The organism is Bradyrhizobium nitroreducens (assembly GCF_002776695.1).
In the GTDB taxonomy this organism is placed as follows: domain Bacteria; phylum Pseudomonadota; class Alphaproteobacteria; order Rhizobiales; family Xanthobacteraceae; genus Bradyrhizobium; species Bradyrhizobium nitroreducens.
Genome location: NZ_LFJC01000003.1, coordinates 2,337,685 through 2,352,363, shown reverse-complemented (window position 1 = coordinate 2,352,363; position 14,679 = coordinate 2,337,685). Strand labels below are relative to the sequence as shown.

Sequence of the window (14,679 nt, the reverse complement as noted above, 5' to 3'; positions counted from 1 at the left end):
CTGATGCGACGAAGCAATCCAGGCCGTCCCCGCCGAAAGATTCTGGATTGCTTCGCTACGCTCGCAATGACGGAGTATGAGGCGCGGCCGCCGCTTTGCGATTTCGCGGGTCGGATCCGCCTACGTCCTTGCCGCCCACACCTTGCTCCATCGCGCCGACACGCTCGCGACCCACGACGTCTCCTCGCGCACCAGGCGGAAGCCGAGATTGGCGGGCGGCACGCCCTGGGCGCAGCCGCCGGCGCGGGCGTCGCGGATGAAATCGGTGACATAGGCGCGATGCGCGCCCTCGGCGACACGCACGCCGCAATTCACGGTCGGGCGGCCCGCGTTGCCGGCCTCGTCGACGCGCGAGCGCACGAAGCAGGTCGAGGTCCACTCCCAGACGTTGCCGGCGAGATCTTGAACGCCATGCTCGTTCGGTCCGAACTTGCCGAACGGATAGGCCGTGGTGTCGGAGAGGTCGCGTTCGGATTCGCGTTCATAGCGGCTGATCCAGCGCTTTGAAGGATCGTTCGCATCGACCGCCACGCCATCATCCTTGAATCGGGAGCCGGCTGCAAAGGCCCATTCCGCATCGCTCGGCAGGCGATAATGGCGGCCGGTCTTGCGCGACAGCCAGCCCGCATAAGCCTCGGCGTCGTGCCAGTTGACCTGCACTGCAGGGCGATCGGGCGCGACCGCCACGTCGCGGTCGAGCGCGCGGCAGGCGCCGTCCTGCACGCAAAGCTGATAGTCGGATGACGAGACCTGATTGCGCATGATGTGCAGCGGCCGGTCGACGCGCATCGCGCGCAGCGGCGCTTCCGCCTGCTGTCCGGCGCGCGTGAAATCGCCGGCCTCGCGATAGGACATGCTGCCCGGCGCGACCCTGACGATCGCAGGCTCCGCGGCTGTGCCGCGGACCGCCATGGTCGAGACCACCGGCGCCACCGCGATCGGAGCTGCGAGCCCGGCGGCGCAGGCGAGTGCCAGTTTGAGCTTGAAGGCGATCAGCATGGTCGTTCCTCGAAGGAGGAAGGGGCCGGTGATGACCGGCCCCTTGTCGCGTTTAGTTGGTCTTGGCAGCCGGTATTTCGGCGGGCGCCTTCACCTGGGTCATCAGATCGTCGTTCCACTTGCCTTCGACCTTGAAGTGCGCGGTGGCGCCGAGGTCGGCGGCCTCGATCAGATTATGCGTGACGTAGGCGTAGATGCCGGGCTGCTGGAACTTGTACAGCGCAGCTCCCGCCGAGCCGCCGCGGATGAACCAGGTCTCGAGTCCGACCTCGGGTGCGTTGCCGAACTTGCCGGTCTCCCAGACATAGTCGCCGTGGCCGCCGATCAGGTGCGGGCGGCTGTCGCGATTGGCCTGCGAATGCACGATCAGCACGTTCTCGCCGACATTGGCGGTGAGCGCATTCTTGCCGGTGAGCGCGCCGACCTTGCCGTTGAACACGACGTGGGTGGGGATCAGCTTCTTCATCACCTCTTCGGTGTCGGTGAAGGCTTCGCCCGGCGAGTCGTAGGACTTGAAGTTGCCCTTCTCGTCGCGCGGCACATACATGTCCTGCTCGCCGATATAGTACACCTTGTCGTACTTCAGCGCATGGCCCTTGCCGTCGTTCAGTCCGTCGCGCGGCAGCACCATCACGGCGCCGTTCATGCCGGAGACGACGTGCCAGGGAATCATCGGGCCGCCCGGGGCGCAGTGATAGACGAATACGCCGGTCTTGGTCGCCTTCCAGCGCAGCACGACCTGCTCGCCGGGATTGATCAGCGTCAGCGCGCCGCCGCCGAGCGCACCGGTCGCGGAATGGAAGTCGATGTTGTGCGGCATGGTGTTGGTCGCGGGATTGACCAGCGTCGTTTCGACGTAGTCGCCTTCATGTACGACCATCAGCGGGCCCGGCATCGAGCCGTTGAAGGTCATCGCCTGGAAGGTGGTGCCCTTCTCGTCGATGACGACCTTCTTCTCCTCGATCGTGAGCTTGAACTCGATGATCTTCGGGCCCTGCTTGGTCGCCTGCTCGTGCGCATGCACGAAGGGCGGAGCGACCAGCTCGACCTTCTGGCGCGGCAGTTTGAGATCGTCGGCAGCGATGGCGGGGGTCGCCAGCATCAGAGCGGTCGCTGCGGCGCCGATCAATGCGACTCTGCGGGTGAACATCGTAGGCATCCTTCATCTGGAAAGGTTTTTGATGACGGATGCACTGTGCGCCGATCGTGGCCAGAGTGTTTGCGCTGCGACAAGTTTTCGCCGGATTCGGCTCCGCGACAGTACTTAGGTGTCTTAACGGAGCAGGATCGGTGACACGACGTTGACCGCGTCGACCGGCGTGATGCGGATGTCGAGACCGAGCGACCAGCGGCCGGACAACGGTGCCGACATTCTGACTCGCCACCGATCGTTGCCGACGCGTTCGGCGTTTGCGGTGATCGGCGCCACGCCATGCTCGGCGTTGCCGAGCGTGACTGCAACCGCATCTGCACTCAGGGGCAGTTCGTTCGCATCTTCGAGCTGGATTGCGATCTCGACCGGACCGGCGCGGCCCGGCGAGACCGTGAAGTTGGCCATGGCCTTCTCGGCATGGAGATGCGTGAAGAAGCTCTCGTCCGCGTCGGACGTCGCTGCGACTGAAGCCGCCGCAGCCTGCTCCGCGCGATGCGCGGGCTCCGCTGCTGCGGTGCTCACCGTCCTTGCGGGCGCCTGCGCGCCGATCGCCTGCACGTCCAGCGTCACATTCACCTCGCCGGCATGCTCGAACGACAGCTTCACCGGCATCTGGTCGCCGGCGTGGAGCGGGATATCGAGGCCGATGAACATCAGATGCCCGCCGCCGGGCGCGAGGGTGATGATTTGCCCGGGTGCGATGACCAGCCCCTTGTCGAGCGCGCGCATCGTCATGACACCGTCGTTGACGGCCATTTCGTGGATCTCGGTTCGAAGCGCATGGGCGGTCGATGCGGCTTGCAGGCGCTCCGCCGAATGGCCCCGGTTCTCGATCGTCAGATAGCCGCCGGCGACCTTGGCTCCGCCGGGCGTCGCCCGGCTCCAGGCCCCGGTGATGACGAGATCGCCGCTGGTCGTGTCGGCTGCGTGGGCGGGCGACCCGGCAAGGCATGTCAGGATGACCGCGCCGGCGAACGCGCGCTTGAATGAGATCATGATCGGAGCCTTGTGGAAGACGCGACTAGAACAGATGCGTGGCAAGCCAGACCACCGCCCAGATCGCCAGCGACAGCACGGCGAGGACAGCGATGACGGCGGCCAGAGCGCGGGCGGTGCCGGCCGGGGCGACCGGGGCCGGCCGAAAATCGTCGAAACGCGGGATATGGCCGCGGACGTCGAGCAAGGAAAGTATCAGTTCGAGTGCAAGAAGCCTCATGGGCAAACGCTCCGGATGTCGTGCGAATTGCTCTAATCATGGCCTGGAGCCGGCCGTTGCGCTTTGCGCGAGCGCAATGTCCGCAAGCCCCCGGCCGACTTTGAGCGAGCGCAAGGTCGCCCCCTCGGATCCGGGTTAGTGGAGTACATTCCGTGATTTGCCGTGATGTCTCTACACGGCCGAAATTTACGAATGGGTAAGACATGAGAGCTGACCTCGCGGCGAGCTACGGCGAAGAGCGATTGCCACGCTACACGAGCTATCCGACCGCACCGCATTTCTCGAAGGCGATCGGTCCGGACACCTATGCCCGGTGGTTGGCGGAGCTGCCGGCGGGCGCCAGCGCCTCGCTCTATCTCCACGTCCCGTTCTGCCGCGAGATGTGCTGGTATTGCGGCTGTCATACCCAGATCGTCCGCCGCGACGAGCTCATCGCCGGTTATCAGCGGACGCTGCGCAACGAGATCTCCCAGATTGCCGATACCATCGGCCGCCGCATCAAGGTGGAGCACATCCATTTCGGCGGCGGTACGCCGACGATCATGCAGCCGGAGGCCTTTGCCGATTTGATGGCGACGATGCGGCAGAAGTTCTTCGTGCTGCCCTCGGCCGAGATCGCGGTCGAGATCGATCCCCGCACGTTGACCGCCGACATGGTCGAGGCGATGCGGCTCTCGGGCGTCAACCGCGCCAGCCTCGGCGTGCAAAGCTTCGATCCCGTGGTGCAGCGCGCCATCAATCGCGTGCAGAGTTTTGAACAGACGGCGTCCGTGGTCGACATGCTCCGGCGCGCCGGCATTACGGGGGTGAATTTCGACCTGATCTACGGGCTGCCGCACCAGACCGTCGCATCGTGCCTGGATACGGTTCGGCGCAGCCTCACGCTCGCGCCCGACCGCTTCTCCGTGTTCGGCTACGCCCATGTGCCCGATTTCAAGAAGCATCAGCGCATGATCAACGAGGGCGTGCTGCCCGATGGCCTTGCGCGCCACGACCAGGCCTGCGCGATCGCCAATGCGCTGAAGGAAGCCGGCTACGTGCAGATCGGGCTCGATCATTTCGCCCGGCCCGACGATTCCATGGCGGTGGCCTTCGAGGAGGGGACGCTGCGGCGCAATTTTCAGGGCTACACCACCGACAAGAGTGAAGTCCTGCTCGGCTTCGGTGCGAGCGCGATCGGGCATCTGCCGCAGGGCTACGTCCAGAACGAGGTGCAGATCGGTGCCTATGCGCAGAGCATCGCCGCGGGCCGTCCGGCCACCGCGAAGGGCTACGGGCTCACCGACGACGACCGGTTGCGCGCCGACATCATCGAACGCATCATGTGCGAGTTCAGTGCCGATCTCGGCGACATCTGCGCGCGCCATGGCGCAGAAGCCGGGGCGATGCTGAACTCGGCGGCGCGTCTGAAGCCGCTGATCTCCGACGGCGTCGTGAAGCTGGAGGGCAATCGCCTCGCGGTCGCAAAAGACTCCCGCTTCCTGGTTCGCAGCGTCGCCGCCGCGTTCGACGCGCATCTCAATCCGGCAAAGCAGCTGCACAGCCGGGCTGTGTAGAGCCACGCTCTCTCTGTCATTCCGGGGCGCCGAAGGGCGAACCGGGAATCCATCGTGCGACTGTCTCTGCGCGTCCAATGGATTTCCGGGCTCGCGCCAAGAGGCGCGCCCCGGAATGACGAAGGGAGAAACTGGTAGCAGCTTGCGCTTCGACAAGGAGACTCCGGCCCGTTCCGCTAATTTCGTGGGGGAACGGAGTTGTCCATGTCCTTTGCATCCGACGATCTGGTCGATGACATCATGCGTACGGCGCCGCACACGATCCGCGTGTTTCTGGCCTTCAAGCTGGCTTGTGTCGGTTGCCCGATCGCAACCTTCCACACGGTGGATGATGCCTGCCGCGAGCATGGCATCGACCGCGAAAAATTCCTCGCCGCGCTGGTCGGTTGCGTGCCGGCGTGAACGGTCTGGAATTCGCGCGGGCGCGCGCGGATTCTCGGGTGAGGGGACGGCTTTCGCCGTAAGCGGAAGCGCCCCCGCCCTTATCTCGGGCGCAGGCGCCTTGGTGCGGCGGTCATACCGCTCCGCTGTCGGCGCTCCGCTCCGCCAACACGACGATCCCATGCGGGTTACGCAGGATGATGCGTTGACGGCCGCTTTCGACGAGGCCTTGGCTCTCCCAGCCGCTGAGGATGCGGCTGACAGTGTGCAGTGTGGTTCCGGTCATCTGCGCGATGTCCTGGCGGCTGATCGGGAAGTCGATCTCGATGCCTTGGTCGAGCTTCTTGCCGGACTGTTTGGCGAGGCGCAGCAGCGCATGCGCGACGCGCTGCTCGACCTGCTGGGTCGACATTTCCAGGATGCGGGTGTGGCTCTCCTGCAAGCGCGTGCCGACGGTCTGGAGCGTGTTGGCGGCCAGAGAAGGAAATCGCTCGACCAGCCGTGGCCACGCCGAGGTCGGCCAGATTAGCACCACGCTGTCATCGACTGCGATCGCGGTCGCCGGATACCGGGCGGCGCCGATCGCCATGGCGAGCCCGAACGTCTCGCCGGGCGCGACATAGCGCACCACGATCTGCTCGCCGGTCGGCGTGGTCTTGGCCGCGCGGACATGGCCGTGCAGCAGCAGGAAGAAGGATTGCGCGTCCGCGCCCTGCTCGAAGATGGCGCTGTTCTTGGGATAGCGCGCCGAACGGGCCTCACGCAGGATTTCGTCCAGAGCTTCCGGTGTGACCCCGGCAAACAGCGGCAGATGCGCAACCAGCGATGTGTCGACCTTGGCCATTCTGTCTCCTTGGCGCTTGGGAGTGTGATGGCACCTGCAATCGTCTCGCAGTTTGCGATAGCGCAAAACGGGACGGCCGGGTGGCAGTATTTTTCCACAAACGACGGTCTGAACTTATTGGAGTTAACCCATGGCTGGCATCCGATCTCGCAATTATGAGGGCTGGCCGCTGTTTGCGAACAGTTTTCGGCCGTTTTTCCTGCTCGCTGCGATCCAGGCGGGGCTGTCGATCCTGGCCTGGCTGCCGATATTCTATGGCGAATTGTCCGTGAGTTCCGCATTCGCGCCGCGCGATTGGCACGTCCACGAGATGCTCTACGGCTTCCTGCCGGCTGTCATCACCGGGTTTCTGTTCACGGCCATCCCGAACTGGACTGGCCGGCTGCCGATCCAGGGCACCTCGCTGATGGCGCTGGTGATGGTCTGGCTTGCCGGGCGTGCCGCCGTGACGTTGTCGGCCGATACCGGCTGGGCGTTCGCGCTTCTCGTCGATGCCGCCTTCCTGGCGCTGGTCGTCGCCGCCGCGGCGCGCGAGATCATCGCGGGCGGCAATTGGCGCAACCTGCCCGTGGTGGGGCTGGTGTCCGTTCTGCTCGCCGGCAACGTCGCATTCCATCTCGAGGCGCACTATCGCGGCGCGGCCGATGTCAGCATCCGCGTCGGCATCGGCGTGGTCGTGCTGCTGATCGCGCTGATCGGCGGCCGCATCATCCCGAGCTTCACCCGCAACTGGCTGGTCAAGCTCAATCCCGGCCGTCTGCCGGTGCCGTTCGCCCGCTTCGACGGTGCCGTGATCGGATGCAGCGCGCTCGCGCTCATAGCCTGGGTCGTGGCACCGCTGCATGCCGTCACCGGCGTCCTGATGGCGCTGGTCGGCGGGCTGCATCTGGTACGGCTTGCGCGCTGGGCCGGCGACCGCACCTTTCGCGAGCGGCTGCTGGTGATCCTGCATGTCGGTTACGTCTTCGTGCCGTTCGGCTTCATCCTGCACGCGTTTGCAGTTTTCGGAGCGCTGCCGCCGAGCGCCGGCATCCACGCCTGGATGACGGGTGCGGCGGGAACCATGACGCTCGCGGTGATGACCCGCGCCAGCCTCGGCCATACCGGGCAGGCGTTGACGGCTGCGCCGGCGATCCAGGCCATCTATGCCGCGGTCATCATCGCGGCTCTGACGCGCGTCGCTGCCGTGGCGTTTCCCGCGCAGAGCGATGTGTTGCTGCACATCGCCGCCTGCGGATGGCTCGTCGCGTTCCTCGGATTTGCCGTCGCATTCGGCCCGCTGCTCGCCGGCAGCCGGCGGCGCGCCCTCGCCACGATGGGCGTGCCGGCTCCCGCGCGCTGAAGTCAGGCTGCGGTCGCCGACGGCGCTTCGGCCGGCGGTGAGGAAGGCCGCACGCCCTTGCGCCAATCGCTGACGGTGCAGCCGAAGCGGCCGCGGAACCAGCGCGCCATGGCGCTCTGCGCGGAGAAGCCGAGCTGCACCGCGATGTCAGCCAGCGGCCGGTCGGGGTCGTCGATCAACTGGATCACGAGATCGGCGCGTTGCGCATCCAGGATGGCCGAGAAGCTGGTGCCGGCTTCGGCCAGATGCCGGTGGATGGTGCGGCGGGTGCAGGCAAGATGCTCGGCGACGCGCTCGACCGTGCAGTCGCCGCCGGCGAGCAGGCGGCGCACGACCTCGTCGACCTTCCCTTCCCAACTTGCCGGCCGGGTCTCGATCGCCTCGATCCGCTTGCGCAGATAGCTCGCGATCAGCGGATGCGCGCTCGGAATCCGGCGCTCCATGTCGTGTGTCGACAGCAGGATCGAATCGTCCTCCGCATTGAAGGTCACGCGGCAACCGAAGAAATCGCGGTAGCGCTTGCGATCGCGCGGCGGCGGATAATGCAGATGGACTTCCTGCGGGCGCCAATCGCTGCCGAACAGCGATCGAATGATACGGTGGACGCTGCCGAGCGCCATGTCGATCGACTGCCGCGGCGCGCTCGGATGCCGGCCGCGCAGATGCAGCGTGACGGTCACGGTCTGCTTGCCGCGGGTGACGTCCAGCCGCATGCCGTCATGATGGATATGGATGAAGCGCGAGAACGCCTCGATCGCTTCGCCGATTGTCGCCTGTTCGCGCACGATCAGGCCAACCGCGCCGAAATTGGTCAGGCCGCCGCGCTCGGCAAGACGCAGGCCGAAATCTTCGGCACCGGACGCCTCTGCCGACAATTCGAGCAGGCGGCGCAGGCCAGTGACGGCGATGGGGGTGTCCGGCTTGTCGAGACAGGCCAGCGGCAACCTGACCTTGCGCATCATCTGCTTGGGGTCGAGCCCCACCGACCGGGCGACCTCCGGGTAATAGCTCAAGCCTGCGCTGCGAATGAGGTCGGTCATGCGAACCGTTCCTGCCAGCCATTCCCGCAGATGTCCCGAAATGTAAAGTTTCTGTCCCGATCCGTCAAATCCGGGAACACGGCGGAACATACATAAGGAAAACCGAAGCACTGGCGCGAATGCCGTGCTCACGACGGCGGGGCGCGATGGGGCCCCCGGCCGTCTCATATCATTTGACCAAGACATTGCTGGATCGGGATTATGCCGGGAAACACGCTTTCCAAGGGTGAGGTATTCGTCATTGAGACTGACGCGGCCTCCCGCGAACAACTTTCCGCCGCGCTCCAACAGAGCGCCTATGATGTGATCTGCTTCGCCGACAGTGCCTCGCTCCTCTCGGAAGCGAAGGCGCGGATGCCGGCCTGCGTGCTGCTGGAGATGCCGCCGGATCGCTCCGCCCTCGACGTGCTCAAGCGGTTGCGTGAGGAAAACTGCATGGCGCCGGTGCTGGTGACCTCGGCGAATGGCAGCATCGCCATGGCGGTCGACGCCATCAAGAGCGGCGCGGCCGATTTCATCGAAAAGCCGTTCCGTACTCATGACGTCGTCGGCCGGATCGATGCCGCCATCGATGAATCCGCGCAGCCAAGCGCGAGCCGGCAGGGCTGGTTGCCCGGTTGTGAGCCGCTGACAGCACGCGAGGGCGACGTGCTCGAGCATCTTGCCGCCGGCCTCACCAACAAGGAGATCGCCCGGCGCATGCATCTGAGCGCACGGACGGTCGAGGGCTACCGCGCGAGCGTCCTGAAGAAGGCCGGCGCCCGCAACGTGACCGATCTGCTTCGCCGCATCTTTGATCAGGGCTCGCCGACCCAGGCGTGAGGCCTGCCGCGGGACCGCCACGCGTTCCGCGGCCTTGGTGCCGCCGCGGCGACGCCCCACGGAAACCCCAATCGAACCGGTTCCTTCCCTGCCGCGTCCAACCATGTTGGCGAGGCATTTGATCGCGCGCGTCCGGCTGGCGGCGCGGCGATACCGGCAGGAGGGACTTTCATGCGCATCACCGCAAGATGTTTGGCAACCACGAGCCTGGTTCTGGTGACCACGGCATTCGCGGTGCCGTCATGGGCGGCCGAATTGGACGCCCATTCGGCGATCGACACCGTCACCGTCTATCCCGACGGCGCCACCGTGACCCGCGTCATCGCGCTGGACCTTGCCGCGGGTGACTCGACGCTGGTCGCCAAGGATTTTCCGCTCACGCTCGATCCGTCCTCCCTCCGCGTCGAAGGCGAAGCGGGCGCCAAGCTCACCATCGGCACCATCGATGCCCGCCCGCCGCGGGCGGCGCCGCCCGTCAACCTGCCCGAGCTCGACAAGCGTATCGAAGCGCTAAGAGATCAGCGCGCCGATCTGCAAGGTGCGATCGATTCCGCCAATGCCCGGCGCAGCTTCGCCCAGCACTTCGCCGAAGCCTCTCCCGCCGGGCTCGGCGACAAGGGTGAGGCACGGCCGATCACCGAATGGCGCGCGGCCTTTGCGGCGGTCGCCGAGGAGATCGCGACGGCCGACACGGCGATCCGCGATGCTACGCGAAAGCAGCGCGAGCTCGACCGCCAGATCGCGCAGCTCGAGGCCGAACGCTCGGCCAAGCCGCCGAGCAAGCTGGAGGTGCGGATCGACGTCGCCTCGGCGGCCGCGACCAAGGCGACGCTGCGCGTGACCTATGCCGTGCGTAACGCCCGCTGGGTCCCGCTCTACGACGCCCGGCTCGATACCGGCGCCAAGGACCGCAAGCCTCAGCTGGAGCTGGTCCGCCGTGCCGAGATCACGCAATCGACCGGCGAGGACTGGTCGAACGTCGCGCTCGGCGTCTCCACCGTGCGTATCGGCCGCGGCGGCAGCGCGCCGGAGCTGGGCTCGCTGGTGGCGCAATATCCGCAGGTGCCGAAGCCGCTGGCCCTCGGCACGGCATCGGATCTGGCGCGGCCCGCACCCATGACACGACAGGCGCAGTCGCCGGCCATGGCCAAGATGGCGGAAGCGGCCGAGTCGCGCGAACGTGCCGACGAGCAGCAGGCGGTGGCCGAGATCGGCGGCTTCCAGGCGACGTTCAAGATCCCCGGCCGCGTCAGCCTCGGCGCTCAGGAGGGCGCCAAGAGCATGCGCATCGCGGCCATGACCGTGCCGGCCGATCTCGCGGTGCGCGCCGCGCCGGTGCTGGACCCGACCGCCTTCCTCGAAGCCAGCTTCAAGCAGACAGACGACACGACGTTGCTGCCGGGCAAGGTTGCGATCTACCGCGACGGCGTCTTCGTCGGCCGCGGCAAGATCTCGGCGTCGGCCAAGGACGACACCGTGCGGCTCGGCTTCGGCGCCGACGACAAGATCAAGATCGAGCGCGCCGTGCTCAAGCGCAACGAAGGCTCGGCCGGCCTGCTCGTGACGACGTCGAAGACCGACGAGCGTTCCTTCAAGACCACGATCCGCAACGGTCACGACTTCCCGATCAGGGTCGCGATCGAGGATCAGCTTCCGGTCAGCGAGAACGAGGACATCGTCGTCGAGATGCTGCCCGCGACCACGCCGCCGACCGCGAGCAACATCCGCGACAAGCGCGGCGTTCTGGAATGGTCGTTCGACGCCAAACCCGGCGAGGTCAAGGACATCAGCTTCGCCTGGCGCATTCGCTGGCCGAAGGACAAGAGCATGGTGATCGTGCCGGCGGGGTAGGGCGCCCGCCACGCGCAAGGTGCGCCCCCTCTCCCGCGAGCGGGAGAGGGTTGGGGTGAGGGCTCTCCCCTGGGGGAATCTTCGTTGTCGAGACACCCTCTCCCCAGCCCTCCCCCGCAAGCGGGGGAGGGAGCGCACCGCCATTGCAGAAGCAGTGTCCGCTAAATTCCAGTCTCAATCGCCCGCATCGACTGCGGCAGCACGTAAGGCACGCCGTCATCGGCCTGATGGACCATCGCGTCGATCTCGAAAATGTCGCGGATGGTCTCGCGCGTGACGATGTCCGCGCGCGGGCCGTCGGCGGTGAGCTTGCCGCCCGCCAGCACGACCAACCGGTCGGCAAAGCGGATGGCGAGATTGAGGTCGTGCAGGATCGCGATCACGGCCGTGCCGCCAGCCGCACGGCGGCGCGCGGCTTCGACCAGGTCGATCTGGTGGCGCAGATCGAGGCTCGAGGTCGGCTCGTCCAGCAGCAGAAGCCCCGGCCCATGCTCGGCTTCGCCGCAGGCGAGCTGCACCAGCACGCGGGCGAAATGGGCGCGCTGCTGCTCGCCGCCGGACAGCGTCGGCAACTGCCGTTCGCGAAAATGCGCAAGGCCGACCTCTTCCAGGGCCGCGTCGACGAGCACGCCTGTTTCATGCGCGCCGCGCTCGCCCGCGCCCATCTGCACGATCTCCTCGACGGTGAAGGGGAAGCTGACGCTGATGTGCTGGGACAGCATCGCGCGGTGAGCGGCAAGCTCGCGCGGCGAGAAGTTGGCGATATCGCGCTGTCTCAGTCGCACCTTGCCTGTGTTCGGCCGCAGATCGCCGGAGAGCAGCCGCAGCAACGTCGATTTGCCGGCGCCGTTCGGGCCGATGACGGCAACCATCTCGCCGGCCGCAACCGTCAGGCCGACGTTATCGAGCAGCGTCGCGCGTCCGGCGCGTTTGCTTAAGGATCGCGCCTCGATCACGATGCTCATAGCGAGGCGAGCCCGCGCTGCCGCAGCAGGATGAAGAGGAAAACCGGCGCACCGACCGCCGCGGTCAGGATGCCGATCGGCATTTCCGCAGGCGCCACGATGGTGCGCGCCAGCGTATCGGCGCCGACCATCAGGATCGCGCCTGATAGCACCGAGGCCGGCAACAGCAGCCGATGCGCAGGTCCAATGACGAGGCGGAGCAGATGCGGCACCACGATGCCGACGAAGCCGATGACGCCGCCGATCGACACCGCGACGCCGGTCATGGCGGAGACCATGACGATCGAGATCCGCTTGAGACGCTCGACATCGACGCCGCCGTGGAAGGCGTCGGCCTCCCCGAGCACCAGGAGATCGAGACCGCGTGCGATGAAGGTGCAGGCGACGAGCCCGATGAGGAGAACCGGGGCGAGCACGGCGGCCTTGGTCCAGGTCACGCCGCTCATCGAGCCCAGCATCCAGAATGTGATGTCGCGGAGCTGGCGGTCGTCGGCCACGAAGACCAGAAGCCCGATGCCGGCATTGGCGATGGCGGTGATGGCGACGCCGGCGAGCAGGAAGATCGCGATCGAGGTCCGTCCCGATCGGCTGGAGATGCCGTAGAGGATCGCGGTCGTTGCCAGCGACCCGGCGAATGCCGCGAGCGGCAGGAGCTCGGTCTGCAGGAAGCGAAGCGTCTCGCCGAAGCGTGAATCGGTGAACACGATCGTGCTCGCGGCCGCCAGCGCGCCTCCGCTGGAGACGCCGACCAGCGCGGGATCGGCGAGCGGGTTGCGAAACAGTCCCTGCATGATCGCGCCGGCCGCAGCGAGCAGGCCGCCGACCATCGCAGCTGCCGCGATCCGGGGGACGCGGATCGACCACAGCACGAGCTGGTCGCGAGCCGTCATGGCCGTGCTTTCGCCCGTCAGCCCGAGCGCGGCAGGCAGGCGCGAGAGGGGGATGCCGGCGGCGCCGAGGGTCAGCGCGACGATCGCGGTGACCGCCAGCACTGCAATCAGGAGAAGGATGATGAGCGATGCGGACCGTCGTCTGGTGCTGGCGCGTCGATCCGGGCTGCGCGCCTCAGTCCCGATCGCCACGCTCATTGCCGGCAATTCGCCGCCGGCAGCGCCGACGCGAATCCATCGCTCCGCTCGGCCAATGCCGGATAGAGCCGTGCCGAGAGATCGCGCGCGGCCGACGCCGTCCGGGGGCCGAAGCCAAGCAGATAGAGCCCGTCCATGGTGATGAAGCTTTTGTTCGCCGCGACCGGCGTCAGCGCAAAGCCGGGATGGGCATAGATCGCCTCGGCCGGAAGCGAATCCTTGCCGCGTTCGATCGACAGTGCGACGTCGGGTTTTGCCGCCGCGATCGCTTCGTCACCGATGATCTTGTAGCCGTCGAAATCGTCGATGGCGTTGGTGGCGCCAGCGAGCCGAATGATCTCCTCGGCCGCCGTCTTGCGGCCGGCCACCAGTGCTCGCCCGTTCTGCAGCGACATCACGAACATCACCCGCACCGGCTTGGTCACCCTCGCGCGCAGGGCGCCGAGCTGCGCCAGATCGGCGCCGACCGCGGCGCTCAGGCACGCGGCGCGCGCGTCGACACCCATGGCGTGGCCGACCAGTTTTATCTTCTCGATCAGACCGGCCTCGGTGAAGGTGTCGGGCACTAGCACCAGCGGCACTTTCGCCGTTTCCAGGATGTCCATGGTCTCGCGCGGCCCCGAGCCCTGGATCGCCAGGATCAGGGTCGGATTGAGGCCCAGCACGCCTTCGGCCGAGATCTGGCGCATGTAGCCGACATTGGGTTTGTCCTGCAGCGCCGACGCGGGATAAAGGCTGGTGGTGTCGACGCCGACCAGCCGGCTCTCGAGCCCGAGCGCATAGAGGATCTCGGTGATGGCGCCGCCGATCGAGACCGTGCGCGCGGCATCGGCCACGATGATCTCGCGGTTGCGCGCGTCATGCACGGTGATGCCGGCGGCGTGCGCGGCGGATGCGAGCGCCATTGCGCTGGAGAGCAGGACACTGGCGAGGATGCGACAAAATGTCATTGCGGATTACTTCGTCAGGATCAGCTTGTTCTGCGACGTCAGGCGAAGCCGGTAGCTGTCCTCGCCATGCGCGATGATGATCTCGCGTTCGACCGAAAACAGCTCGCGGCTGTCGATCCGGCCGCCACGCATGGTGAGGGTTCTCGTTGTCGCGGAAGGGCTTCCTGCCGTCCCTGTGGCGTCGCCGTCGTTGTCTGCGGACGTTGCTGACATGTGAGGTGTGATGCGCTTTCGAAATCCTGGAGTGCTGCTTGTTTGTACAAGCGGCACGAAGCGCATTCCAACGGCTGCAATTTACAATCGATATAAACTGCAACCTTGTGACATTGACCGTCAGAGTGTTGCCACGTAACCAATCATGGCGGCGGGCGACTTGCCCGCCTGCCAAGACAATCAGCCAGCCAGTCGTTCGCGTTGCGAGCGCACGCCAGCCAAAGACTCCGAATTTGAAGTGAAGTGCAGGCTGGGGCTG

At 66.4% G+C, this 14,679-nt stretch carries 15 protein-coding genes; 5 read left to right on the top strand and 10 right to left on the bottom strand.

Annotated features, from left to right (window positions below; translation table 11 throughout):
• Window positions 1-120: 120 nt before the first annotated feature.
• The 4 genes from TSA1_RS11605 to TSA1_RS11590 all read right to left on the bottom strand — a co-directional run bounded on the left by TSA1_RS11605 (window position 121) and on the right by TSA1_RS11590 (window position 3,368).
• A complete protein-coding gene (locus tag TSA1_RS11605) occupies window positions 121-999 on the bottom strand; it encodes a formylglycine-generating enzyme family protein (protein ID WP_100176473.1) in 879 nt (292 codons plus the stop codon).
• A 52-nt stretch (window positions 1,000-1,051) separates the two neighbouring features.
• The gene (gene nirK, locus TSA1_RS11600) at window positions 1,052-2,149 is read right to left on the bottom strand and encodes a copper-containing nitrite reductase (protein WP_174718860.1); all 1,098 of its coding nucleotides are present in this window, start codon (window positions 2,147-2,149) and stop codon (window positions 1,052-1,054) included.
• 123 nt (window positions 2,150-2,272) lie between these two features.
• A complete protein-coding gene (locus TSA1_RS41040) occupies window positions 2,273-3,148 on the bottom strand; it encodes a copper chaperone PCu(A)C domain-containing protein (protein WP_100176471.1) in 876 nt (291 codons plus the stop codon).
• A 25-nt stretch (window positions 3,149-3,173) separates the two neighbouring features.
• Window positions 3,174-3,368 (bottom strand): hypothetical protein, encoded by a 195-nt coding sequence (locus tag TSA1_RS11590; RefSeq protein ID WP_100176470.1) that lies wholly within the window; start codon window positions 3,366-3,368, stop codon window positions 3,174-3,176.
• 203 nt (window positions 3,369-3,571) lie between these two features.
• On the opposite strand from TSA1_RS11590, the gene hemN reads away from it, so the two are divergent.
• Window positions 3,572-4,924, top strand: a complete 1,353-nt coding sequence (hemN, locus tag TSA1_RS11585; RefSeq protein ID WP_100176469.1) for an oxygen-independent coproporphyrinogen III oxidase — start codon at window positions 3,572-3,574, stop codon at window positions 4,922-4,924.
• A 204-nt stretch (window positions 4,925-5,128) separates the two neighbouring features.
• A complete protein-coding gene (locus TSA1_RS11580) occupies window positions 5,129-5,326 on the top strand; it encodes a DUF1858 domain-containing protein (protein WP_100176468.1) in 198 nt (65 codons plus the stop codon).
• Window positions 5,327-5,438: 112 nt separating this feature from the next.
• Here the strand turns inward: TSA1_RS11580 and TSA1_RS11575 are convergent, their stop codons facing one another.
• Window positions 5,439-6,149, bottom strand: a complete 711-nt coding sequence (locus tag TSA1_RS11575; RefSeq protein WP_100176467.1) for a Crp/Fnr family transcriptional regulator — start codon at window positions 6,147-6,149, stop codon at window positions 5,439-5,441.
• Window positions 6,150-6,279: 130 nt separating this feature from the next.
• Between TSA1_RS11575 and TSA1_RS11570 the strand changes: the two genes are divergently transcribed.
• Entirely contained in the window at window positions 6,280-7,491 is a 1,212-nt protein-coding gene (locus TSA1_RS11570; protein ID WP_100176466.1) for an NnrS family protein, read from the top strand.
• Between the two features lie 2 nt (window positions 7,492-7,493).
• Here the strand turns inward: TSA1_RS11570 and TSA1_RS11565 are convergent, their stop codons facing one another.
• Complete coding sequence (locus TSA1_RS11565; RefSeq protein ID WP_100176465.1) at window positions 7,494-8,531, bottom strand: AraC family transcriptional regulator; 1,038 nt, start codon at window positions 8,529-8,531, stop codon at window positions 7,494-7,496.
• A 201-nt stretch (window positions 8,532-8,732) separates the two neighbouring features.
• Between TSA1_RS11565 and TSA1_RS11560 the strand changes: the two genes are divergently transcribed.
• Window positions 8,733-9,353, top strand: coding sequence for a response regulator transcription factor (locus TSA1_RS11560; RefSeq protein WP_100176464.1), 621 nt, complete (start codon window positions 8,733-8,735; stop codon window positions 9,351-9,353).
• A gap of 171 nt (window positions 9,354-9,524) precedes the next feature.
• A complete protein-coding gene (locus TSA1_RS11555) occupies window positions 9,525-11,204 on the top strand; it encodes a mucoidy inhibitor MuiA family protein (protein WP_100176463.1) in 1,680 nt (559 codons plus the stop codon).
• A 161-nt stretch (window positions 11,205-11,365) separates the two neighbouring features.
• Here TSA1_RS11555 and TSA1_RS11545 read toward each other — a convergent pair whose 3' ends face one another.
• The 4 genes from TSA1_RS11545 to TSA1_RS40630 are packed head-to-tail and all read right to left on the bottom strand — an operon-like array spanning window position 11,366 to window position 14,420.
• Entirely contained in the window at window positions 11,366-12,169 is an 804-nt protein-coding gene (locus TSA1_RS11545) for a heme ABC transporter ATP-binding protein (protein ID WP_100176461.1), read from the bottom strand.
• Window positions 12,166-13,257 carry a FecCD family ABC transporter permease gene (locus tag TSA1_RS11540; RefSeq protein WP_100176460.1) on the bottom strand — a complete coding sequence of 364 codons (1,092 nt, stop codon included), beginning with the start codon at window positions 13,255-13,257 and terminating at the stop codon, window positions 12,166-12,168. The genes TSA1_RS11545 and TSA1_RS11540 overlap by 4 nt, the downstream gene beginning before the upstream one ends.
• The gene (locus TSA1_RS11535) at window positions 13,254-14,207 is read right to left on the bottom strand and encodes a heme/hemin ABC transporter substrate-binding protein (protein ID WP_100176459.1); all 954 of its coding nucleotides are present in this window, start codon (window positions 14,205-14,207) and stop codon (window positions 13,254-13,256) included. Before TSA1_RS11535 ends, TSA1_RS11540 begins: the two co-directional genes overlap by 4 nt.
• Before the next feature lie 6 nt (window positions 14,208-14,213).
• Window positions 14,214-14,420, bottom strand: a complete 207-nt coding sequence (locus TSA1_RS40630) for a hemin uptake protein HemP (RefSeq protein WP_245448219.1) — start codon at window positions 14,418-14,420, stop codon at window positions 14,214-14,216.
• Window positions 14,421-14,679: the final 259 nt, after the last annotated feature.

Coding starts and splice junctions, on each gene's coding strand:
- TSA1_RS11605 (WP_100176473.1), bottom strand. CDS start 999: ATGCTGATCGCCTTCAAGCTCAAACTGGCACTCGCCTGCGCCGCCGGG.
- nirK (WP_174718860.1), bottom strand. CDS start 2,149: ATGTTCACCCGCAGAGTCGCATTGATCGGCGCCGCAGCGACCGCTCTG.
- TSA1_RS41040 (WP_100176471.1), bottom strand. CDS start 3,148: ATGATCTCATTCAAGCGCGCGTTCGCCGGCGCGGTCATCCTGACATGC.
- TSA1_RS11590 (WP_100176470.1), bottom strand. CDS start 3,368: ATGAGGCTTCTTGCACTCGAACTGATACTTTCCTTGCTCGACGTCCGC.
- hemN (WP_100176469.1), top strand. CDS start 3,572: ATGAGAGCTGACCTCGCGGCGAGCTACGGCGAAGAGCGATTGCCACGC.
- TSA1_RS11580 (WP_100176468.1), top strand. CDS start 5,129: ATGTCCTTTGCATCCGACGATCTGGTCGATGACATCATGCGTACGGCG.
- TSA1_RS11575 (WP_100176467.1), bottom strand. CDS start 6,149: ATGGCCAAGGTCGACACATCGCTGGTTGCGCATCTGCCGCTGTTTGCC.
- TSA1_RS11570 (WP_100176466.1), top strand. CDS start 6,280: ATGGCTGGCATCCGATCTCGCAATTATGAGGGCTGGCCGCTGTTTGCG.
- TSA1_RS11565 (WP_100176465.1), bottom strand. CDS start 8,531: ATGACCGACCTCATTCGCAGCGCAGGCTTGAGCTATTACCCGGAGGTC.
- TSA1_RS11560 (WP_100176464.1), top strand. CDS start 8,733: ATGCCGGGAAACACGCTTTCCAAGGGTGAGGTATTCGTCATTGAGACT.
- TSA1_RS11555 (WP_100176463.1), top strand. CDS start 9,525: ATGCGCATCACCGCAAGATGTTTGGCAACCACGAGCCTGGTTCTGGTG.
- TSA1_RS11545 (WP_100176461.1), bottom strand. CDS start 12,169: ATGAGCATCGTGATCGAGGCGCGATCCTTAAGCAAACGCGCCGGACGC.
- TSA1_RS11540 (WP_100176460.1), bottom strand. CDS start 13,257: ATGAGCGTGGCGATCGGGACTGAGGCGCGCAGCCCGGATCGACGCGCC.
- TSA1_RS11535 (WP_100176459.1), bottom strand. CDS start 14,207: ATGACATTTTGTCGCATCCTCGCCAGTGTCCTGCTCTCCAGCGCAATG.
- TSA1_RS40630 (WP_245448219.1), bottom strand. CDS start 14,420: ATGTCAGCAACGTCCGCAGACAACGACGGCGACGCCACAGGGACGGCA.